Annotated in this window: 19 protein-coding genes; 7 read left to right on the top strand and 12 right to left on the bottom strand. The window is 36.3% G+C overall.

Features of this window, described 5'->3' with window-relative positions; translation table 11 throughout:
- Nucleotides 1-16 precede the first annotated feature (16 nt).
- Both QQS39_RS10905 and QQS39_RS10910 read right to left on the bottom strand, forming a co-directional pair.
- The gene (locus QQS39_RS10905) at nucleotides 17-1,153 is read right to left on the bottom strand and encodes an AAA family ATPase (RefSeq protein ID WP_285804511.1); all 1,137 of its coding nucleotides are present in this window, start codon (nucleotides 1,151-1,153) and stop codon (nucleotides 17-19) included.
- Complete coding sequence (locus QQS39_RS10910; RefSeq protein WP_285804512.1) at nucleotides 1,150-1,854, bottom strand: RNA ligase family protein; 705 nt, start codon at nucleotides 1,852-1,854, stop codon at nucleotides 1,150-1,152. The genes QQS39_RS10905 and QQS39_RS10910 overlap by 4 nt, the downstream gene beginning before the upstream one ends.
- Before the next feature lie 248 nt (nucleotides 1,855-2,102).
- Here QQS39_RS10910 and QQS39_RS10915 point away from each other — a divergent pair, with 248 nt between their 5' ends.
- The 3 genes from QQS39_RS10915 (at nucleotide 2,103) to QQS39_RS10925 (ending at nucleotide 4,323) form a co-directional block, all read left to right on the top strand.
- Complete coding sequence (locus QQS39_RS10915; RefSeq protein ID WP_151435382.1) at nucleotides 2,103-2,891, top strand: glucose 1-dehydrogenase; 789 nt, start codon at nucleotides 2,103-2,105, stop codon at nucleotides 2,889-2,891.
- A 371-nt stretch (nucleotides 2,892-3,262) separates the two neighbouring features.
- Nucleotides 3,263-3,520 carry a hypothetical protein gene (locus QQS39_RS10920; RefSeq protein ID WP_006532995.1) on the top strand — a complete coding sequence of 86 codons (258 nt, stop codon included), beginning with the start codon at nucleotides 3,263-3,265 and terminating at the stop codon, nucleotides 3,518-3,520.
- A gap of 110 nt (nucleotides 3,521-3,630) precedes the next feature.
- Complete coding sequence (locus tag QQS39_RS10925; RefSeq protein WP_151435383.1) at nucleotides 3,631-4,323, top strand: XRE family transcriptional regulator; 693 nt, start codon at nucleotides 3,631-3,633, stop codon at nucleotides 4,321-4,323.
- 21 nt (nucleotides 4,324-4,344) lie between these two features.
- Here the strand turns inward: QQS39_RS10925 and QQS39_RS10930 are convergent, their stop codons facing one another.
- From QQS39_RS10930 to QQS39_RS10945, 4 genes are all read right to left on the bottom strand, one after another.
- Nucleotides 4,345-4,971 carry an ABC transporter ATP-binding protein gene (locus QQS39_RS10930; protein WP_151435384.1) on the bottom strand — a complete coding sequence of 209 codons (627 nt, stop codon included), beginning with the start codon at nucleotides 4,969-4,971 and terminating at the stop codon, nucleotides 4,345-4,347.
- Complete coding sequence (locus QQS39_RS10935; RefSeq protein WP_285804513.1) at nucleotides 4,965-5,741, bottom strand: ABC transporter permease; 777 nt, start codon at nucleotides 5,739-5,741, stop codon at nucleotides 4,965-4,967. The genes QQS39_RS10930 and QQS39_RS10935 overlap by 7 nt, the downstream gene beginning before the upstream one ends.
- 99 nt (nucleotides 5,742-5,840) lie before the next feature.
- The gene (gene modA / locus QQS39_RS10940; RefSeq protein WP_151435386.1) at nucleotides 5,841-6,596 is read right to left on the bottom strand and encodes a molybdate ABC transporter substrate-binding protein; all 756 of its coding nucleotides are present in this window, start codon (nucleotides 6,594-6,596) and stop codon (nucleotides 5,841-5,843) included.
- 249 nt (nucleotides 6,597-6,845) lie between these two features.
- On the bottom strand, nucleotides 6,846-7,832 hold the full coding sequence (locus QQS39_RS10945; protein WP_151435387.1) for a sugar-binding transcriptional regulator: 987 nt from the start codon (nucleotides 7,830-7,832) through the stop codon (nucleotides 6,846-6,848).
- Nucleotides 7,833-8,203: 371 nt separating this feature from the next.
- Here QQS39_RS10945 and cutA point away from each other — a divergent pair, with 371 nt between their 5' ends.
- Nucleotides 8,204-8,512 carry a divalent-cation tolerance protein CutA gene (gene cutA / locus QQS39_RS10950; RefSeq protein ID WP_151435388.1) on the top strand — a complete coding sequence of 103 codons (309 nt, stop codon included), beginning with the start codon at nucleotides 8,204-8,206 and terminating at the stop codon, nucleotides 8,510-8,512.
- Nucleotides 8,513-8,912: 400 nt separating this feature from the next.
- Nucleotides 8,913-9,146 carry a stationary-phase-induced ribosome-associated protein gene (gene sra / locus QQS39_RS10955; protein ID WP_196736166.1) on the top strand — a complete coding sequence of 78 codons (234 nt, stop codon included), beginning with the start codon at nucleotides 8,913-8,915 and terminating at the stop codon, nucleotides 9,144-9,146.
- Nucleotides 9,147-9,272: 126 nt separating this feature from the next.
- Here sra and QQS39_RS10960 read toward each other — a convergent pair whose 3' ends face one another.
- Nucleotides 9,273-10,325: a DNA polymerase beta superfamily protein gene (locus QQS39_RS10960; RefSeq protein WP_285804514.1), complete on the bottom strand. Its 1,053-nt coding sequence runs from the start codon at nucleotides 10,323-10,325 to the stop codon at nucleotides 9,273-9,275.
- Complete coding sequence (locus QQS39_RS10965) at nucleotides 10,309-11,088, bottom strand: nucleotidyltransferase domain-containing protein (protein ID WP_285804515.1); 780 nt, start codon at nucleotides 11,086-11,088, stop codon at nucleotides 10,309-10,311. The genes QQS39_RS10960 and QQS39_RS10965 overlap by 17 nt, the downstream gene beginning before the upstream one ends.
- 132 nt (nucleotides 11,089-11,220) lie before the next feature.
- Here QQS39_RS10965 and QQS39_RS10970 point away from each other — a divergent pair, with 132 nt between their 5' ends.
- A complete protein-coding gene (locus QQS39_RS10970; RefSeq protein ID WP_285804516.1) occupies nucleotides 11,221-11,844 on the top strand; it encodes an XRE family transcriptional regulator in 624 nt (207 codons plus the stop codon).
- An 82-nt stretch (nucleotides 11,845-11,926) separates the two neighbouring features.
- Here the strand turns inward: QQS39_RS10970 and guaA are convergent, their stop codons facing one another.
- Together guaA and guaB are read right to left on the bottom strand one after the other, a co-directional pair.
- Entirely contained in the window at nucleotides 11,927-13,504 is a 1,578-nt protein-coding gene (guaA, locus tag QQS39_RS10975) for a glutamine-hydrolyzing GMP synthase (protein WP_100160335.1), read from the bottom strand.
- A gap of 84 nt (nucleotides 13,505-13,588) precedes the next feature.
- A complete protein-coding gene (gene guaB / locus QQS39_RS10980) occupies nucleotides 13,589-15,055 on the bottom strand; it encodes an IMP dehydrogenase (protein ID WP_285804517.1) in 1,467 nt (488 codons plus the stop codon).
- 169 nt (nucleotides 15,056-15,224) lie between these two features.
- Between guaB and xseA the strand changes: the two genes are divergently transcribed.
- Nucleotides 15,225-16,607 (top strand): exodeoxyribonuclease VII large subunit, encoded by a 1,383-nt coding sequence (xseA, locus tag QQS39_RS10985; protein WP_285804518.1) that lies wholly within the window; start codon nucleotides 15,225-15,227, stop codon nucleotides 16,605-16,607.
- 98 nt (nucleotides 16,608-16,705) lie between these two features.
- On the opposite strand, the gene QQS39_RS10990 is transcribed toward xseA, so the two are convergent.
- Both QQS39_RS10990 and QQS39_RS10995 read right to left on the bottom strand, forming a co-directional pair.
- On the bottom strand, nucleotides 16,706-18,949 hold the full coding sequence (locus QQS39_RS10990; RefSeq protein ID WP_285804519.1) for a TonB-dependent receptor: 2,244 nt from the start codon (nucleotides 18,947-18,949) through the stop codon (nucleotides 16,706-16,708).
- A 162-nt stretch (nucleotides 18,950-19,111) separates the two neighbouring features.
- Nucleotides 19,112-21,280: a S9 family peptidase gene (locus QQS39_RS10995; RefSeq protein WP_285804520.1), complete on the bottom strand. Its 2,169-nt coding sequence runs from the start codon at nucleotides 21,278-21,280 to the stop codon at nucleotides 19,112-19,114.
- Nucleotides 21,281-21,285: the final 5 nt, after the last annotated feature.

Raw genomic sequence — 21,285 nt, forward strand, 5'->3', positions numbered from 1 at the left:
CGAAATAATCGGGTTATTAAAGTATGCTTTGGGATTGCCCTTCAATCCAATAAATCACTTTATGCGCTTCTTCTGGTGTTGGTACTTCCAATTTACTCAACATGCGTTCCATTACTTTAGTTGGTACAGCTTCGTTTCTTGCATTATTTTGCCGCTGCCATTGCGCATAAGGAACTTCAATATAAACCAACTTAATTTTCGCATTATAACGATAAAACAAAGAGATAAGTTGATCTCGCATTTTTCTTGTAATATTAGTGGCATTCCAAACAAAAGGTTTATGCTCTCGTAAATAAATACGGGCTTGTTCTTTTGCTTGCTGTGCTATCCAACCATTAGCATCTCTATTATCAGGCTTAATATTATGCTGACGACGAAGATCATCTAAACTCACAATCGGAAGATCTGCACAATGTTGGCGAATAAAAGTATCTTTTCCCATACCCGGTAATCCACATAACACCGTAACTTCACTTCCTTTTTCAGGATAAGGCTCATAATTGTAATCCGTACTATTTTCTGTATAAAAATAGTGAAAGCGAGCCTCATCAGAAGGAAATATAGCCCTTCTACGCCAACAATTTAACTCTTCACAATAAAGTGTAAATAACGCAATTTTATCAAAAAGAGCTTGTTTATCTTCACAATCTCGCCCTAAAACATCAGCTTTAGCCAATAATGCCAACAAATAGCAATCTACTCTTAGTGATGCAGCAAGCAGTGCTTTTTTAGGATCAGGCTTATCCATCACCCACAACGGTAACCCATGAAAGCGAACTAAAGCCGCAATCTGCTCTCTATCAGCAAAGTTTAAAGGTACTTTTTCATACAGAAAAAGACGCGTTGTTAATTCCCCTTTACGAGCATGACCCGGTGAAACAATACGCCCCCCTTCTTCGCGTGTTGTAGAGCGTTTTTCTACATCATGAAGTAGTGCCGAGATCCATAAAATTTGCTGCTCTCGTTCAGTTAACGCCTGATATTCTGGCAATGATTTAACTGAATTAATTACTCTTTGTGTATGTATCGCCACATCACCTTCTGCATGATGAATAGGATCTTGCATAACACCCGCCATATCACTAATTTCATCAAACGACTCACAAAGATGTTCCCATGACATTTCAGTGTGTAATTTCTTATGAAGCATCATTGAGACTCCTGTGTTTTTTCCCAAATTAAAGATGCTCGTCGCCAATTTTTTTTCCAATGAACATCTGTTTTAACATGATCTTTTCTAACATATTTAAAAACACGATGTGAAAAATCATCTAAAGAAAATGACTGTACATCTCGCGTAACAATGCCTTCCATGGGGCTTGGTTTTTGCGTTAAAACATCATGTGATTGAAAGAAACTTGCCTGTTTAGCTTGAGAAACAATCATATTTTCAAAATCAGTTTTATCCTGACATTTAGGCAGTTTAATTTCTGGCACAGTTGGAAGATCAAACAAAGCAGCATAAAACTGCACTTCTTCCCAACTTAACCATTTATCTTTATAACGAACCGCAAACACATAAAAATATTCTTCTAGGTGTGTATATTCAATAGAGTGAATGGCATATAGATTTTCACCGAAAATATCTAATTCACCTAAATCATTTTTCATCAATTGCCAACGTTGACGTAATTGAGATGTCCACGCTGATTGTGTTGGGGTTGCATGCGAGCGTGCAAAAACACCTATTTTATTTAGGCAGTTATTTTCTCCATCCAGTTTTTCTGTATGGATAAGTTGTTTTATTTGGCAAATATCCTGCCACCATTGCGCATTGATACGATCGTCGTTTGTTGTGCCTGGTGAAAAGGGATAGTGATAGGTTCTATCATATTTTTGTGATTGATTATTCATTATTTAATACTCATTAAGTAACAGAAGTTCTACCAAATTTAAAAAGAAATTCAGTAAGTTAATTTTCTGTATTGCACTATTCCTTCAGTGCCTTAATGCGTATTACATAATAACAACCTACAATAAAAAGAAGTGAAAAATAAATAGGTGATTATATTAACGTCAAGTTTAGCAGAGTGCTAGATAAATAATCCTGTTTATCACCTATATTACTTTTGACCTATTTTAAATCAAAAATCGGAGGATGTATGTATAACGATCTTCAGGGACAAGTAGCTGCCGTTACAGGCTCATCTAGAGGAATAGGTGCCGCTGTTGTATCACGATTAATTGCTGAAGGAATGAATGTCGTAATTAACTATCATTCTGATGAAAAAGAAGCACAAAGCCTTGCTGATGATTTAAATAAACTAAATTTAGGAAAAGCGATTATTTTTGGAGGGGATATTAGTGACGAAGAGGTTGCGCATAATTTTATTTATTGTGCTATAAACCACTTTGGCAAGCTCGATCTTCTTATTAATAATGCGGGAATTGAAACACAAACACCTTCTCATGCTGTTAATTTAGCTGATTGGCGTAAAATTATTGATGTAAATTTAACTAGCTACTTTCTTACTGCTCGCTCTGCGCTAAAATATTTTGTAGAAAATAACATTCAAGGCAATATCATTAATATGTCTTCTGTACATGAGATTATCCCTTGGCCAACTTTTGCAAGTTATGCAGCAAGTAAAGGTGGCATAAGAATGTTAACTCAATCTCTTGCTCTTGAATATGCAAGCCTCGGGATTAGAATTAATTCCATAGGCCCTGGAGCAATAAATACGCCTATTAATAAAGAGAAAATGGAAGATGATACGCTACGGGAAGAACTAGAAGATATGATCCCCATGAAATATGCAGCTGAGCCAGAAGTCGTTGCCAATGTCGCGGCTTGGTTAGCCTCTGAACAATCAACCTATATTACAGGGCAGACTATTTTTATTGACGGTGGAATGACGCTTCACACCTCTTTTCAAGGTGGTAAAGGTTAACATTAATTAGCAATAAAATGCCCACTTTTTACAATAGCTAAAAAGTGGGCTATTGACTTTATTTGTTAATTTTAAATAAAAATATCAATTAAAAGTCATTGATAACAATATTACAACATTGAACCATGTTGAAAAACAATTCTATTTGTTTCCACTTTATAACTTATCGTATAATTGCTTATTTTTTAGTTCCTTTACTTATAACACATTACTAATAAATACAAATAAACACTAGATAAATTGTGATCACATACACTTTTTTGCATCATTAATGCTATTTAAGACAAATAGAAACTGCTTTTTTATCAACAAATAGGTAATCTAGCGGTCTGATTTTGATGACCAAACATGAATAGTTAAAAGGATATTTTATGTTTACTTCACAGCTCATGCTGGTCGGTTATGTGTTGTTGGTAAGTCCTTGTGGAAATGATTCTTGTGATGCAGTTCCTGTTACAGAAACAATTTATACTAAAGATGAATGCACAACACGACTTAACTACTTAAAACAAAAAAGACCTGACCTTATTATTTTCTGTGGAGAAGTCTTGAGAGATCCTGAAGTTACTGATGAAAACCCTTACCTCACCCCACCAGACAGTGCAGATGACGTTTTCAAAATTAAGTAATTAACCTATTCATACTTTTATAATTAAGATAAAATACAATTTAATTTGTTTTCTTTTTACGATATACTCTTTTTACTTGAATATGTAAGGACACGTATTAGGAGTCACTAATGTCTATTGCGAAACGCACCAAAGATAAACGCATTGCGTTAGGTTTAACACAATCAGAACTTGCGACTTTAGCAAGTACAACACAGCAATCCATAGAACAGCTAGAAAGTGGTAAAACTAAACGTCCCCGTTTTTTACCTGAATTAGCAAAAGCATTAAATTGTGATTTAGCTTGGCTACTTGAAGGTGAGGAACAACTCAATGCGACTTCTGAAATTCCACCAGAGAATGAATGGCAACCTGTAAGTGAATGGGATAGTAATACGCCTTTAGGTGCCGATGAAGTGGAAATTCCCTATTTTAAAAGTATCGAACTCGCAGCAGGTGACGGTTGTTGTACTAATGAAGATCATAATGGATATAAATTGAGATTTTCAAAAAGCACATTACGCCGTTATGGCGCATCTTCTCAAAACGTTATTTGCTTTTCTGTTTATGGCGACAGTATGTCACCAGTTATTCCTAATGGTTCAACCGTCACTGTCGATACAGGCAACACACGTATTGTTGATGGTGGCATTTATGCTATCGAACAAGATGCCTTGTTTAGAATAAAACTGCTCTATCGCCAACCGGGCGGTAAATTGATCATACGTAGCTATAATAAAGACGAATTTCCTGATGAATCAGCGGAAACTGATTCTGTAAAAATTATGGGGCGTATTATCCATTGGTCAGTCATGGCTTGGTAATCAATAAGCAAAGCAATAATTTCATAGTATAGAGTTTTCAGTAACAACTTGTCCTTTAGACAATAAAACCGTTTTATCGGCTAGCGCTCTGATTTCACGAGGCTCATGAGTAACCATGATCATCGTTATTTCCTTAGATTTTAAGGAATCAATTAAATCCCAAAGCTGATAACGTGTTTCCCAATCCAAACTCGAAAAAGGTTCATCCAGTAGTAAAAGTTTGGGTTGGCTAATAAGTGCTCTTGCCAATGCAACGCGTTGTTGTTCCCCTCCTGAAATTTGATGAGGATAACGTGTAGCGAGATGTGCAATTCCCATTTGCTCTAATATCGCCTTTTCTCTCTCCTTGCTTCGTTTCTGTTTTGCGCCATATTGTGCTAGCCATAAATTTTGTGTCACCGTCATAAACGGAAATAAATAAAGCCGTTGATTTAAATATCGACAAGAACGTAACCATACCGGCTGTTCATTTATATTTTTATCTGCAAGGTAGATATCACCAGAATATGAAGTATATCCAGCAATCGCATTTAAAAGCGTTGTTTTGCCACTGCCAGATGTACCACTTATTCCTAAACATGTTCCTTTTTCTACCTTCAACGAAATATCTTTTAATATACCCGTTGTTAATGAACGAATTTCTAGCATGATCTTTTCCTTTCTCGCTGTAAACGATGTAACGCAAATAATAAAGTAATCGCGATAGCGATAAGAACAAGCGCACAACCTATTGCCAGAGTGAAGTCTCCGCTGGCGATATTTAAATAAATTGCCATAGGCAACGTTTCTGTTTTTAACCTTGTTGCACCCGCTAACATTAACGTTGCGCCAAATTCACCTAAGGCTCTAGAAAATGCAATGATGCTTCCACTCATTAAAGCTGACCAACACAGTGGTATTTCAATCAAGAAAAATGTTTTTGTTGGCGTTAATCCTAAATTTTGTGCCGTTTGAATATAAGCGGGATCGACAGACTTAAAAGCAGAGAGGCTATTTCTCATAATAATCGCGCTTGCGACATAAGTTTGAGCAATAATAATACCCAACGGTGAAAAAAGAGAGCGAGATAATTCAGGAAAAACACCTGTTAAAGGACCCTGATTTCCTAACAATAATAATAATCCGATACCGATAACTAATGGAGGAGTGACTAAAGGTAAATCTAATAACGCATCAATAAAACGATGCCCTTTAAAAGGGATCCTTGCCATTGCCCATGCGGCAGGTACACCTAGGATAATTGCTAGACATAAAGAAGTTAACGCTGTACTCAATGACATACCAATAGCAAAATGAAATTCAGGATCGGTAATAACTTGCCTCAATTCAACATAAGAAAGTTGGCATATCAGTGCAATTAGCGATCCTAAGATCAGAAATAACAATAAAAAAAGTGGAATTAAAGCCCATCGATACACGTTATTTCCTTTTTTAGATAGATATTTATTTTGCTGTAATAATGAAAAAAGCCACCAGTGAGTTGGTGGCGAAAAAACACAATTTATGTGAGAAAAAATCTATGGTTTCGAAATTACAGGAAGAAAACCATAATCAGTAAAAGCTTTTATCCCTTCAGCACGAGTAAAATAATCAGCAAGCAATTGTGCTTCTTTCGGATTTGCTGACGTTTTTAAAACAGCAAGTGTTGCCACTTCTTCTGGGCTGCCTTCAGGAACTGGAAGTAAAACGAGTTTATCTTGATTTTTCATTGCATCTGCATATCCAATAATGGCGGCATCCACTTCCCCATTAAGTAAATACATAAGCAATTGTTTAATGGTTGCTGTACGTACAACAACTTTATCACGCAATTTATCGCCTTGGCCTGATGCATCAATAAGCTGCTCGCCACTTTTTCCTAATGCGATAGCTTTAGCATCACCCATACCTAGTTTTAATGAACTATTCGCAAGATCTTCTAGTGTTTTAATATCACCCACTTTATCTTTACGCACAGCAATAACTGGAATATGGCGAACAATAGAATATTGATTAACGACTTGCCCTTCTTTATCTAACTTTTCCACATAATCTTGCGAGCCAGGAAAAAATAAATCTCCCTGCTTAGTTAAATTAAAGCGTGTTAAAATTTGACCTGAACCGCCATATTCAATAGTAACTTTATTTCCTGTCTCTTTTTCAAAGACACTCACAACTTGCTCAACCGGTTGTTTTAATCCAGCACCTGCATAAAGATGCAGCTCGGCTGCAAATGTATTATGACAAATTAATCCTAATGCAAGCCCTAAGCCAGCAAGAAATTGGCGTTTCATAAAAATGGTGATCCTAACTATCGTTATATAATTTTTTATATAATGAATGATATAAGTGTTTAAGGCAAGAGGCTCATATAAAAAAAGATAAAAATGTTAACAACTTATCATTTTTATCTTTTTCTTTATATGTAAGCTTTACAAAATAGACTGATCAAAACAAATGCTTCAACTACTTTATTTTTATCAGAAATAAGGAAATCTTAAATAGTGGTTTGCCAACAAACCCTCGCTTTCACGAGGATATTATCACTCATTGTCTAGTTCTAATAATGCCAGCGCTGTCACTTCATCAATCACAATATCGGTGGCGTAACCTCCTTTTATCGCCCCTATTGTTGCCTGAATATTTTCCACACCACCAGCAATAAAAAGTCGCTGTGTTATTTGTCTTAATTGAGCAAGGCTGATTCCCATTACCCTAAGGTCAATATCAGAAACCAAAGGATTCCCTTGCGCATCATAAAAACGTCCACAAATTACACCAACAGCACCCAAATCACGATATTGGGCCATCTCACTGCTCGTTAAAACCCCTGTTGCTACCAAAGGATTGTCATCAAATGTATTACCCACAACAAAAAGGGCTTTATTACACTGATTTAGCGCCGAAAAATTACGCCTAATAATAGGCTCCGCTTGAAGTTCCATTGCTAAACGCGCACTAGAAACCACCGCAGGCACATGCAAATTAATACTACACCCAGACAACTTGTTTGCGATTAACGCGGCCGCTTCTGTTGTTTTAAAATCAGGCTGTGGCGCTACTGCACCTATCATTTGTAGTACTGTGATATTTTTTAATGACTTGGGTGGAAGATAATGACCTAATTTATAAATTGTTCGTCCCCAAGCAACACCTAAAATATCATCATCATTAATTATCTGAGAAAGATACATCGCTCCTGCTTTCGCTAATCTTTCTCTATTCATATTTAAAGTGTGTTGCGATTTATTCTTTTCTTCATCAGGTAAAATAAGCACATTATTAAGATCGAACTTTGCTTTTATTCTGATGGCATAATCAATCGTAGAAAATACTGATGAATCCAAGTTAATATTTACGAATCCTTTTTCTCTAGCTAGATGCAAATATTTCACGACTGTAACACGAGAAACACCCATAATATTTGCGACTTCACTTTGACTGAGTCCGTCTTGATAGTAAAGCCACGCAGCATAGAGAACGGGATCATTATCAAATAAACTCGCGTTTTTTAGCGAATTATTATCCATTTTAAACCCCACAAATTTTTATAAATCTTATGACTAATTAGTTTATTTTATATTAGAGATATTATTGAAGATAAAAATGCTCTTAGCAAAATTAAGTCTTATAACACAAACAGATACATTTCATTAATCTACTAATAATATCGGCACCCTGGATATTTTCTTTACTACAAGAACCTTATAATACGTAAAAAGCCCTTAATGATGCCGTAAACATTTCATATCGAGAAAGTTTTTTTTGAAAATACTGTTTTATTTCGCTAAAAATAAAAATATTAGCTTTAAGTTTTAAATAGTTTTATTTTGATAAAATTAAAATCACCCAAATCTTATTGTTGCTATGAAAGATCAAATTAATTTTAAAAGGAAAAACAATGATAATCGCATACTCAACAGCACCAAATGAAACAATCGCTAATGAAATTGCTCACTACCTTATCAATGCAAAGCTTGCTGCTTGTGTAAGTTTAATACCTCACGTAAAATCTATTTATCATTGGAATAATGAAATTATTGAAGATAATGAAATACTTATGATGATAAAATCCGAAAAAAGCAAACAACAAAACTTAATTGATACTCTTGTCGAAATACATCCTTATGATACTCCTGAAGTGATTATAATACCGATTGAAAATGGTTTTAAAGGTTATCTTAATTGGCTCCATACCTCTTTGAATTAAAATACCGTTAAATTTTCAGTGAGATCTCTTTTCTGATATTTTTTCAAAAAAATGATAATTAGTTGTGAATTAAAGCATCTTATATCATCTCAATTATGAGACAAATAACCTGCTGTTAATATCAAACTAAATTGCTTTTTTTTGAACATGATAAGCATTTAAAATACTCTTTATAAGTGTCTGTATTTTAATTTCAACTAACGATAATCTAGGTAGTTAATTATATTCTTAATATAAAAATATTTATTTTGTTAGTCTTAAGTGTTTTTTAAAAAAATAGGAAAAAATAGGCAGAATAGCCTTTAATGCTAAATTAATAAGGTTACTAGCATCTTATTCTTTTTATTTTCTGTTATAATCAATGGACTTTCTCTAAATTACATGCAAAAAGGAGTAAGTTGTGAAAACAAACAGAGTCGCAAGACGTATTTTAGGTTTACCTTATAATTTAAGTCGGTCTAAAAAGAAAGTTCGTTTTTCCATTATTGCCTCTACAAACGCTGAAAATGTACCTGCTGAGTTAAAAAACACAGCTAAAGTCTGTTTAAAACAGGATTTCAGAAAGAACGCAGAGCACAAACGTATATATATGAAGTTAACAGATGCTTATCCAGAGTATCTTGCAACTAATTAATATTTTTATACGCCAACGCTATTTAATAAATATTTTCGTATTTAGTTTGTATACTTAAAATATAAAAAATAGCATATCCCTTACATCATGTAAGGGATATTAGTTTTCTAGGTTAGTTTATTTTTACTATTTATAGAGTTCTTTTCTTATATTTATAAGCGTAACTTCTGCCATCGAAGGCTCCACTTTATCCGGCAATGGGCTTAATTGAAATGCACTCTTAATAGTCTTAATTAGAATTTCACTGCGCTCTAATAATTCATCATAACTAAACTGACCAGCCTTAATCGCTAATAATTCATCTCTATTATCACACCAAACCTTCACTTTACCTTCTTGTGCGATCCCTAATGCAATATAGAGTAATCTAAAGGTATGCATCATATTCTTACTATCGTAACTTCTGCCATGATCAATGTTTTGTTGGTAACGAACATCATTACGTTGTTCAACCCACTGCCAATATTCATGATATTGCTTGCGGTATGCACTATAGCCTTCTTTATTAAAGCTAAGATAACCTTCTAGTTTTGCTGTTTTAGAAATACTACTTAACAATACATCATTCGCATTTTCTTTTTTTATTATTCCTTGATAAGGCTCTTTATCATCATAATAAATTGCATAAATATCTTGAGCATGAGTAAGTTTTGTTAACCCAATATGCGCTTGCTTCCAATGTCGATTTTCTAACCAATTATTGATTAATATTGTTTTTCCATCTTCAATGACATAACAAAAATCAAGGATCGTTTTTAATTTTTTTTCGACTGGATTTACTATTTTTTTATTTAATCCCTGAGCTTTCTTAATCTGCCCTTGTGCATAGTGGACAAATGTTTGAACACAAGTTTTAGACAAAAACCATTCTGGTTTTATCAATGACATTAAAGGATGTCGATAAATAACCATCTGTTCGGGGGAATTAAGTAACTCTAAAATATTAGGATTAGATGCACACAATAGCTCTATAAATCTTCCAAGCTCATAATAGACAATATCATTGGTTTCATTACTTACTTGTGGTGTATATTCCAATCCATAAAAAAGATCTTTAGGAAGATAAAAGACACCTTTAATATCTGTATCTGATGTTTCCGTTGCAAGATTATGCGAACGACTTCCAGCGATACTTTCAAATAAAAGGTAAGGTTTTATATCTTCAATAGTCAGTTTCATCTAATTTTTTCCTAAACCAATTATTTAAAATATCATTATCTGGCACTGCTCTTTTGGGTAATTGAACATTTGTCTCTTGCCATAAAAAAATCATTAAATGTTGCATCGCATCTGTTGGAACCCAAGTAAAATGTTCATTTTTATCTGATTTAAATTCTACTAATTTTTTGATGTCTTTTTGTTCTTCAACAGTTAAAATTTTTATCAGCTTATCCAATTGCATAGGCGGAATATCTCCCGTTTTCACTGTCCAATAAGCGGATAAAAGAGAACGCAGCATATAGAACCATTTTTTTAATTTTATTGGCTCTGCACTAATCTCATTTTTAGCGTTATTATCAGAAGAACATCCACTCACAACTTTAGCAATTCCTCTATAATGATGAACAATTACTTTTGGCTGATAAAAGAGTTTTGCAAGCTCCAATAACTCTTTTTGAACATTAGGATATTGTTGATAAATTATTGGCGATTGGAGCCATTCTAATAATATACAATTCGATTTACGTAATAAGTGTAGTGCTTTGGTAAGATCCCAAGCGCCTACATCAAACCAACTATTTTCTATCCATTCGAAGGTTTCTTTAGGTTTATCAATAGAAAGATAAGCATTACGAGGCCGTATAAAAATACCCCGAACATCATAATCACTATCTGTTGAGGCAAATCCCCAAGCTCGACTACCACTTTCTGCAACATAAAGTAATTTAACTTGATGCTCTTGCTCTATTTGCGGTAATTTTTTTAATATCTCATTATGCATGATATCCTTATCTCCTATTTTATTAATTTACAACATCATGTAGATGCTGTTGTTTATAATCCGAGTATTAAACAATAATAACGAAGTTAAAAAAAAGTGATCAATTCAATGTAATTAATAATGGATTTTTCTATGAATAACAATAAATTTAAAAGCATTGCTGAAATTAGAAAAGATAACCTGATTTATATTATTGAACGCTACTACAACGGCAAACAAAAATTACTTGCTGATGCGTTAGGTGTAGCCCCAAGTATGATCTCCCGTTACCTATCACTAAAAAACCTAAAAAGTCATCGCGAACTTACTACTCACATGTCACGAAAAATTGAGTATGTGACTAGAATTAGTAAATATTGGATGGATATAGACCATTTAAAAGAAGGTCATGCAGAGCCAGAAAAAGAAGAATACATTCCGACCGAGATCGGAAAAATACTCTCAGATAACATAACAACATTTATGTTAAACGATGGAATAAAATCAAGAGTTAAGCTTTCTGTCGATTCAGGGCTTGCACAATCAACGGTTAACCGCATTATTAATTGTGAAGCTAGTGCCATCGCTGAAAGTATTGATGCTATTGCTAAGGCAATGGGGCGTCAGGCTTACGAATTATTAATCCCTAAGAATGATAAAGGTGCTATTTATTACGATAGAAAAGCCTATTCTAAATTACCTTTAAGTGAACAAATATCAATTCAAAACTTTATTGAATTTATTATTTATAAAAATAATCCTACAACTAGTGAATAGATATATATAAAAAAGCCACCAGTAACTTACTGATGGCTCTTGTTTTTTTAACCTTTATCAACGATTACTGATAAATGGTATTTTATTCCCACTCAATTGTTGCTGGTGGTTTACCGCTGATATCATAAACGACGCGGGAGATACCGCTAACTTCATTGATAATACGGTTAGAAACACGACCTAAGAAGTCATAAGGTAAATGCGCCCAATGCGCTGTCATAAAGTCCACTGTTTCAACAGCACGTAATGAAACAACCCAGTCATATTTACGACCGTCACCCATAACGCCCACTGAACGCACAGGTAAGAACACGGTAAATGCTTGGCTTACTTTGTTATATAAGTCAGCTTTATGTAATTCTTCAATAAAGATTGCATCCGCACGACGTAATAAATCACAGTACTCTTTCTTGATCTCACCTAATACACGAACCCCTAAACCAGGACCCGGGAATGGATGACGATAAAGCATATCGTAAGGTAAGCCTAACTCTAGACCGATTTTACGAACTTCATCTTTAAACAGTTCTTTTAATGGCTCTACTAAACCCAGTTTCATATCATCAGGTAAACCACCCACATTATGGTGTGATTTAATCACATGAGCTTTACCTGTTGCTGATGCTGCAGATTCGATCACATCTGGGTAAATAGTACCTTGTGCTAACCATTTAACTTGTGGCTGTTTAACAGCTTCTTCATCAAAGATTTCAATGAATGTATGACCAATGATTTTGCGTTTTTTCTCAGGATCGTTTTCGCCCTTCAACGCAGTTAAGAAACGTTCTTCTGCTTCAACATGGATAATATTTAGGTCAAATTTGCCTTTAAACATTTCCATGACTTGCTCTGCTTCATTCAGACGCAATAAGCCGTTATCAACAAATACACATGTTAAACGTTTACCAATCGCACGGTTTAACAATAATGCAGTCACTGAAGAATCAACACCGCCTGATAACGCTAAAATAACGTGATCATCACCAATTTGCTCTTTTAAACGAGCAACCGTGTCTTCAATAATTGCAGCAGAAGTCCACAGAGCATCACATCCACAAATATCTAAAACGAAACGTTTTAAAATCGCTAAACCTTGATGGGTGTGTGTCACTTCGGGATGGAATTGAACACCATAAAAACGTTTCTCTTCATTCGCCATAATAGCAAATGGGCAAGTTTCAGTGCTGGCTACTGTTACAAAGTCTGATGGAATAGCAGTAACTTTGTCACCGTGGCTCATCCATACATCTAATAATGGTTTGCCATCTTCGCTAACTGAATCTTGAATATCATTAAACAGTGCACAAGTTTCACGAATTTCAACTTGTGAATAACCAAATTCACGCTCACCAGAAACTTCGACATCGCCACCTAATTGCATCGACATCGTTTGCATACCATAACAAATTCCTAATACAGGAACGCCTGCATTAAATACGTATTCTGGCGCACGAGGGCTGTTGTCTTCAGTCGTACTTTCAGGGCCACCAGACAGAATAATACCATTAGGATTAAATTCACGAATTTGTTCTTCTGTAACATCCCATGCCCAGAGTTCACAATAAACGCCGATTTCACGGATACGACGAGCAATAAGCTGCGTATACTGTGAACCGAAATCAAGGATAAGAATGCGATGATTATGGATATTTGCTGTCATTTGTGGTGAATTCCAAAACAGATAAAGTCATAAAGTTGAAAGGCTTGCTAATTTACAATCAAAACAAGCCTTTCTCGGAATAAATTACATACCTAAGCGATAGTTAGGTGATTCTTTTGTGATGGTGACATCATGGACATGGCTTTCTTGAATACCCGCACCACTGATACGGACAAATTCAGCTTTGGTATTCAATTCTTTAATTGTTGCGCAGCCTGTTAAGCCCATGCATGAGCGTAAACCACCCATTTGTTGGTGAACGATAGTTTTTAATAAACCTTTATAAGCAACGCGACCTTCAATACCTTCTGGTACTAATTTGTCTGCTGCATTGTCGGTTTGGAAGTAACGATCTGATGAACCTTTAGACATTGCACCTAACGAGCCCATGCCACGATAGGATTTATAAGAACGGCCTTGGAATAGTTCGATTTCGCCCGGAGATTCTTCAGTACCTGCAAACATTGAACCCACCATAACGCAAGCTGCACCTGCTGCTAATGCTTTTGCGATATCGCCAGAGAAACGAATACCACCATCTGCAATAACAGGAATATTGCGATCTTTCAGTGCTTCAACTGCATCTGCAATAGCGGTAATTTGTGGTACACCAACACCAGTTACGATACGTGTTGTACAAATTGAACCAGGACCAATACCAACTTTAACCGCACTTACACCTGCATCTGCCAGCGCTAAAGCACCTTCTGCGGTCGCAACGTTGCCACCAATAATAGGTAGATTTGGATATAATGCACGAGTATCACGAATACGCTGTAATACACCTTCAGAGTGACCGTGAGATGAGTCAATAAGTAAAATGTCAACGCCAGCAGCAACTAATGCTGCTACACGTTCTTCGTTACCAGCACCTGCACCAACAGCAGCACCTACACGTAAACGACCGTGTTCATCTTTACATGCGTTTGGTTTACGCTCTGCCTTTTTGAAGTCTTTTACAGTGATCATGCCTTTCAGGTGAAAGTGGTTATCAACCACTAAGGCTTTCTCTACACGTTTTTCATGCATTTTTTGCATAACAACATCGCGTGCTTCACCTTCTTGTACAGTCACTAAGCGATCTTTTGGTGTCATTACCGCAGTAACTGGTTGGTCTAAATCAGTAACAAAACGAACATCACGACCCGTAATAATACCCACTAATTCGTTGTCATTAGTTACAACTGGGTAGCCCGCAAAGCCATTGCGTTCGGTCATTGCTTGAACTTCACGTAAAGAAGTTTCTGGTGTTACGGTGATAGGATCAGTGACTACACCACTTTCATGTTTTTTCACACGACGAACTTCTTCAGCTTGGCGTTCGATAGACATGTTTTTGTGGATAAAACCAATTCCACCTTCTTGAGCTAATGCGATAGCTAAAGGCGCTTCAGTCACAGTATCCATTGCAGCAGAAAGCATAGGAACATTTAGGCGGATTGTTTCAGTCAGTTGAGTAGACAAGTCGGCAGTATTAGGAAGAACAGTGGAGTGTGCAGGAACTAACAAAACATCATCAAATGTAAGTGCTTCTTTTTTAATTCGTAACATAGCAATATCTCACCAAGGCGGCTTTTAGGAAATAGAAAATATTGCCGCGGAATTATACACACCGTAATCGGTTGCTTCTAGCTTTTTTTCAAAATTTTTATTGATCCTGCCACTAACTTAGGTAGTATCAATCAATTAAGTCTTTGTTTTAAAATTTGATCTGGCTCACATGACACTACCGATAAACAATAATATTTTTACTGTTAGCCGTCTAAATAAGACCGTTCGCCAGTTATTAGAAATGGAAATGGGTCGCATTTGGATCAGCGCTGAAATTTCCAATTTTACTCAACCTTCTTCTGGTCACTGGTATTTTACGTTAAAGGATACGAATGCCCAAATTAGAGCGGCGATGTTTCGTGGGCAAAATACTAAAGTTACTTTTCGCCCTCAGCATGGTCAGCAAGTTTTAGTTCGCGCAACAATTACATTGTATGAGCCACGAGGCGATTACCAATTGATTGTTGAGAGTATGCAACCTGCTGGTGACGGGCTATTACAACAACAATTTGAGCTTTTAAAACAAAAACTCAGTGCGGAGGGGTTATTTGATGCTATTCATAAAAACCCCCTACCATCTCCCGCTAAACAGATTGGTGTTATTACTTCATCAACCGGAGCAGCACTACACGACATCTTAAATATTCTTCGTCGTCGTGATCCTTCTTTGCCTGTGCTTATCTACCCAACCGCTGTTCAAGGTGCTGAAGCGCCTATGCAGATTGTTCATGCCATCGAACTTGCTAACCGCCGTAAAGAGTGTGATGTTTTAATTGTTGGTCGTGGTGGCGGTTCGTTAGAAGATCTCTGGGCATTTAATGATGAACGCGTTGCTCGTGCTATTTTTGCCAGTGAAATTCCGATTGTAAGTGCAGTTGGTCATGAAACCGATGTGACCATTGCTGATTTTATTGCCGACCTTAGAGCGCCAACCCCTTCTGCTGCCGCAGAGCTTATTAGTCGTAACAAACTTGAGTTATTGCGCCAATTACAATCGCAGCAACAACGCCTTGAAATGGCGATGGATTACTATTTAGCAAAAAAATTACGCGCAATAACACAGCTTCATCATCGTTTGCAGCAACAACATCCTCATTTACGCCTTGCTCGTCAGCAAAATGTATTAGCTTCCACACAACAGCGTTTAGTAACTAGTTTTCAGCGACTATTGCAAACCAAGCAACATCAACAAACACAACTACAAAAACGCCTTAATTACCAAGAGCCTAGTTCACAAATTCAAGCATTACTTCGCCAACAACAGCAGTTGATTTACCGTATGAGAGAAAGTATTTCACTACAGTTATCTCGTCAACGTGAACAATTCGCTATTAGCTGCTCTCGTTTAGAAAGTGTGAGTCCTCTCGCAACACTTTCTCGCGGTTACAGTATTAGCGAAACAGAGTCTGGAGAAGTGCTGAAAAATACCAAACAAGTGAAAGTGGGCGATCCATTAAAAACCCGTGTTGAAGATGGTTGGATCACCAGTGAAGTGGTTAAGACACAAAAAATAAGAGCAAAGCGCAAAACAACCACTAAAAGTGACAATTAACCCCTGCTTCTTATTTAATTCGATACAAAAGAAAAACGGCATCAAAATCATATTTGGTGCCGTTTTTTATTCTTTATTCAGATAATTATCAGTGAATACTAAAAACGTACTTCTCCTGCAAATAAGTAGCTTCGACCTCGAGCTGTTTGAGTATTACTTCCCGGATCTTGCATTATTGGCGCTGAATTACTTCTATCAAGTGCATTAGAATAGTTTTTATTCATTAAATTATGCACGGCAAACTTCAACGAAATATTTTTATTAATTCTGTAATTACTATAAAGATCAATAACCGTTGGAATATTATCTTGTTGCACCATAGGTACTTTACCCGTGTCGTAATCTATGCCTTCAGGTGAGGATTTACGCGATTTTCCCGTTATTTGGATCACAGTGCCTAGTTCTAATGACTGGTCATCAAAGAAGCGAACACCGGTATCAATAGTGGCATAATATTTAGGTAATTCAGAAGCGGGTGTTTGCCCAAAGTCTGTACTGGCAATCGAAGTCGGTTGAGATGTTCGCTGATCGCTATAAGAAAGGTTTGTGTAAAATACACCAGCATCATAATTTGCTTGAAGCTCATAACCACGCAAGGTTACTGGCTCAAGGCTATTGGTATACAGGAAAATATTGCCATCATATTCTATTCCTGCATAATCATCATCCGTTAAAGAACCGTCATTTTTACAACGCACCCCACCTTTGCATACAAAATAAGACTCACTAGAAATGTAGTCTTTGACTTTTGTGTGATACCACAATCCTTTAAATCGTAAGCTGTCACCTTCAACAATTAAATTAGGGCGATAGCTATTAAAACCCAATTGAACGGTATCTGCCTTTTCGCTTTTTAAAAATGGGTTCATTGAAGCACCACCTTCATTGGCAAAGAAGATTTCTTGCGATGTAGGCGCTCTCATCGTTTGTGCATAGCTTACAAATGGCTGAAATTCAGGAATAATTTCAGCAGAAAGCAGCATTCCTGGGTCCCAATTTCTATCATGGCGATTGACATTCATTTCACCTTCAGGGAAACAGGCAGCTGTGGGATCGCAAGCTGGTTTACGCCCTTTAATATGATAATCGACATAATTTAAATTGAGATCTAGCGTATAAATATCGTATTCAAATTTCATTTGTGAGAAGAAGCTGGTTAAATCGTTTTTTCCTTGCGGTGCAAACGTATTATATTCAACCATATTTTGTGATTGCCACGGATCAGTAGAAGGCGCAGTAACACTGCGTTTGTATTCCGTTGACATTAATTTGGAGCCAAGCGTTAACGCCATATCCAGTTCACCGTAATTAAAGCGACTGGTATTTTTGGCCACTAATGAGTCAGAGATATTTTTTGCGTTTGCTTCACGTAAACTCACAAGAGAATCACCCGCAAACTTTTGCGATGCTTGGCTGTGGCTAAGCAGAATTTCGCTATCAAATAGATCATTTAATGGTGTATAGCGATATTTTGCATAATAATCTTTAGCATTAATTTTACGGCGATTAAAATCATTGTTATAAAAACGACCACTTAATTCTAATTCATGAGAATCATTTGGTTTTATATTTATTTTGGTGAGTTCTGAGTGTGGTCTTTGATTAAATTCTTTACTTGTCGAAAATTCTTCACTATTAAAGCCAGCGCCATTTTTATAAGATGATTCTATTTTATGTCCACTTAACGCAAGCATTGCGCCAACCGAACCATTATCATTAAATAATGAGCGCTGCCCTGCAAAAGCAACCATGCCGTTATAACCTAAGCCATTTGTACCACCAGCCGCTTTACTTCTTACTCCCCATGAATTCCCTTTAAATATAATATCTTCTACACCAATAGTTTTAAAGTTAGCACTTCCTGCCAGAGCATTAATACTATTTTCACCATCTTGTTGACCACGAGAAATGTCGATTTGAATAATAAAATTCGGATCGATCATGGTATTAAATTGGTTGTAGGGTTGCGCACCATGAGCATATTGGCTAGGTGATGTGCTATACATAGTTTGTGTGACACCATCCACCATCATATTCACACGCCCAAAACCGCTAAGCCCGCGAATATTAACACTAACACCCGGTTGACTCACATCCATTTGAGTATACGTTCCTGGTGTTGAACGTAATGCTTGTTCAACAGTTCCAAGATTATTAATTTCACCAATAGAACTATAAGCACCGGGTTTTGCCAATGCTTTTTGTTCTGGTGTTTCTTTTTGTGCTGATGAGACTTTTAAGCTACTAAATTGAACCGCTTTATCAGTTTCAGATGCGATGGCAAGATGATTAACACCCGAAAATAAAATAAGAGTGCTGAGTATTTTCCTTGTAAACTTCATAATAAACCTATTCTTTATTTTTATTTAAATAGGCCCACGTTGCTTTATATAAAGTAATTAAACTAGAAAATATTATTATTTTTATATTCGCTTTAAATACTAGCCTGTCTCCCTTAAAGAGAGACAGGCTAGTATTAAATTTATTTATTATTACTGATTATTCTATTTTATATTTTGAGCTTTAAAATAGACTTCAGGTTGTTCTAACATCAGAATAAAAGCATATTCTTTTGCTGTGTCGCGTAAGCGATTAAAACGTCCTGATTTACCACCATGCCCTGCACTCATATTCGTATCAAGTAATAGTAGGTTATTATCTGTTTTTAATTCACGCAATTTAGCAACCCATTTTGCAGGCTCCCAATATTGTACTTGTGAATCATGTAATCCTGTTGTGACTAATAAATGAGGATATGCCTTGGCAACTACATTATCGTATGGGCTATACGATTTTAGGCGGAAATAAACGTCTTTATCCGCAGGATTTCCCCACTCTTCATATTCCCCTGTTGTTAAAGGAATAGAAGCATCAAGCATTGTTGTCACAACATCCACAAATGGAACTTGAGATACAACACCGCGGTATAATTCTGGTGCCATATTCACAACAGCACCCATTAATAAACCACCTGCACTGCCACCCATAGCATAAACGTGTTTAGGCGCTCCGTAACCTTTGGCAATTAGATATTTAGTGGCATCAATAAAGTCGGTAAAAGTATTAACTTTATGTTCCATCTTACCTTGGTTATACCAACGCTTTCCTAATTCACCACCACCACGCACATGTACAATTGCATAAACGAAGCCTCTGTCTAACAAGCTTAAACGCGGTGAACTAAATGAAGGATCAATGCTACTACCGTATGAACCATAGCCATAAATTAAGATAGGATTTTCACCTTTCTTAAATAAGTCTTTGCGATAAACCAATGATACGGGAACTTCAACACCATCTTGAGCTTTTACCCAAATGCGTTCACTTTCATACAAATCACGTTCAAAGCCTTTTACTTCTTGCTGTTTAAGCAGTTGCTTTTGATGCGTTTGCATATTCCATTGATAAGTTGAAGAAGGCGTTGTCATGGAAGTATAACCAAAGCGTAGCTCTTCGCTATCTGCTTGAGGGTTAAATCCTAGCCATGCCATATAAACCGGATCGTCAAACGTAACATTCGTTGATTGACCTGTTTTCCAATCAATCTGACGTAATGACACTAAACCTTGTTTTCTTTCTTCAACAACCAACCAGCGATTAAAGAGATCAAAGCCTTCTAAATCGACGTCTTTTTGTGGTGCAATGACGGTTTCCCAAGGCTTATCAATTGATGAAGTTTTATAAAGACCAAACAACTCACTCTCATGATTCGAGCGAATATAGAATTCGCCATTAAAATGGTCGATATCATATTCACGCCCATCTTGACGGGCAGAGAAGATAACCATCGGTTTTTCTGGTGCATTCGCATCAATTAAACGAGATTCTGAGGTTGTAGAGCTTTCGATAGAGACAAGAATGTAATCTTTAGATTTGCTTTTACCCATCCATGTATAAAAGCGATCGTCGTTTTCTTCAAAGATTTTGACATCTTGTTTACGATCAGTGCCATATTGATGGCGATAGATTTGGTAAGGCAGTAGCGTTTGCGGATCTTTATCAACATAAAATAGTGTTTTGCTGTCATTTGCCCACACTAAGTTTGCAGAGATATTGGTTAACACATTCTCTTTCCATGTATTATCCGATAAATCTTTATAGGCAACATTATAGTTTCTGCGCCCTTCTTTATCTTCTGCAATAGCTATACGTTTGTTATCTGGGCTGATTGTCAGATCACCTAATTGATAGAATTCATGCCCTTTAGCACGCTCGTTTCCATCAACGAGAACTTCCCATTCACCTTTGCTATTTACGGGTTTGCGCTGATAAATAGGGAAATCTTTACCTTCTTGATAAATAGTACGATACGTATATCCATTATAAATATAAGGTACTGATTCATCGTTTTGAGCCATACGGCTCACCATTTCATTAAAGAGCGTTTCTTCAAGCGCCTTACCTTCTTTCATCACTGATTCGGTATAGGCATTTTCAGCATTCAGATAATCGAGTACGGTAGGATCTTTACGTGAATCATCTCGTAGCCAATAATAATTGTCGGTGCGTGTATCTCCGTGATCTGTCATCACATGAGGCACTTTATTCGCTTTTGGTGGCATCACTAGGGAGTCCTTCTGGTTTTGAGCCAATGCAGGTGTTGCTGAAATTAACAATGCCATGATCGCACTCGTTAATTTCAACGTCATCCGTTTTTTTGTTGCGATTAGCATAACGT

The sequence above is a fragment of the Proteus appendicitidis genome (assembly GCF_030271835.1).
Taxonomy (GTDB): Bacteria; Pseudomonadota; Gammaproteobacteria; order Enterobacterales; family Enterobacteriaceae; genus Proteus; species Proteus appendicitidis.

Bases quoted from the DNA above. Each gene is read 5' to 3' on its own strand.
- QQS39_RS10905 (WP_285804511.1), bottom strand. From the start codon at position 1,153: ATGATGCTTCATAAGAAATTACACACTGAAATGTCATGGGAACATCTT.
- QQS39_RS10910 (WP_285804512.1), bottom strand. From the start codon at position 1,854: ATGAATAATCAATCACAAAAATATGATAGAACCTATCACTATCCCTTT.
- QQS39_RS10915 (WP_151435382.1), top strand. From the start codon at position 2,103: ATGTATAACGATCTTCAGGGACAAGTAGCTGCCGTTACAGGCTCATCT.
- QQS39_RS10920 (WP_006532995.1), top strand. From the start codon at position 3,263: ATGTTTACTTCACAGCTCATGCTGGTCGGTTATGTGTTGTTGGTAAGT.
- QQS39_RS10925 (WP_151435383.1), top strand. From the start codon at position 3,631: ATGTCTATTGCGAAACGCACCAAAGATAAACGCATTGCGTTAGGTTTA.
- QQS39_RS10930 (WP_151435384.1), bottom strand. From the start codon at position 4,971: ATGCTAGAAATTCGTTCATTAACAACGGGTATATTAAAAGATATTTCG.
- modA (WP_151435386.1), bottom strand. From the start codon at position 6,596: ATGAAACGCCAATTTCTTGCTGGCTTAGGGCTTGCATTAGGATTAATT.
- QQS39_RS10945 (WP_151435387.1), bottom strand. From the start codon at position 7,832: ATGGATAATAATTCGCTAAAAAACGCGAGTTTATTTGATAATGATCCC.
- cutA (WP_151435388.1), top strand. From the start codon at position 8,204: ATGATAATCGCATACTCAACAGCACCAAATGAAACAATCGCTAATGAA.
- QQS39_RS10960 (WP_285804514.1), bottom strand. From the start codon at position 10,325: ATGAAACTGACTATTGAAGATATAAAACCTTACCTTTTATTTGAAAGT.
- QQS39_RS10965 (WP_285804515.1), bottom strand. From the start codon at position 11,088: ATGCATAATGAGATATTAAAAAAATTACCGCAAATAGAGCAAGAGCAT.
- QQS39_RS10970 (WP_285804516.1), top strand. From the start codon at position 11,221: ATGAATAACAATAAATTTAAAAGCATTGCTGAAATTAGAAAAGATAAC.
- guaA (WP_100160335.1), bottom strand. From the start codon at position 13,504: ATGACAGCAAATATCCATAATCATCGCATTCTTATCCTTGATTTCGGT.
- guaB (WP_285804517.1), bottom strand. From the start codon at position 15,055: ATGTTACGAATTAAAAAAGAAGCACTTACATTTGATGATGTTTTGTTA.
- xseA (WP_285804518.1), top strand. From the start codon at position 15,225: ATGACACTACCGATAAACAATAATATTTTTACTGTTAGCCGTCTAAAT.
- QQS39_RS10990 (WP_285804519.1), bottom strand. From the start codon at position 18,949: ATGAAGTTTACAAGGAAAATACTCAGCACTCTTATTTTATTTTCGGGT.
- QQS39_RS10995 (WP_285804520.1), bottom strand. From the start codon at position 21,280: ATGCTAATCGCAACAAAAAAACGGATGACGTTGAAATTAACGAGTGCG.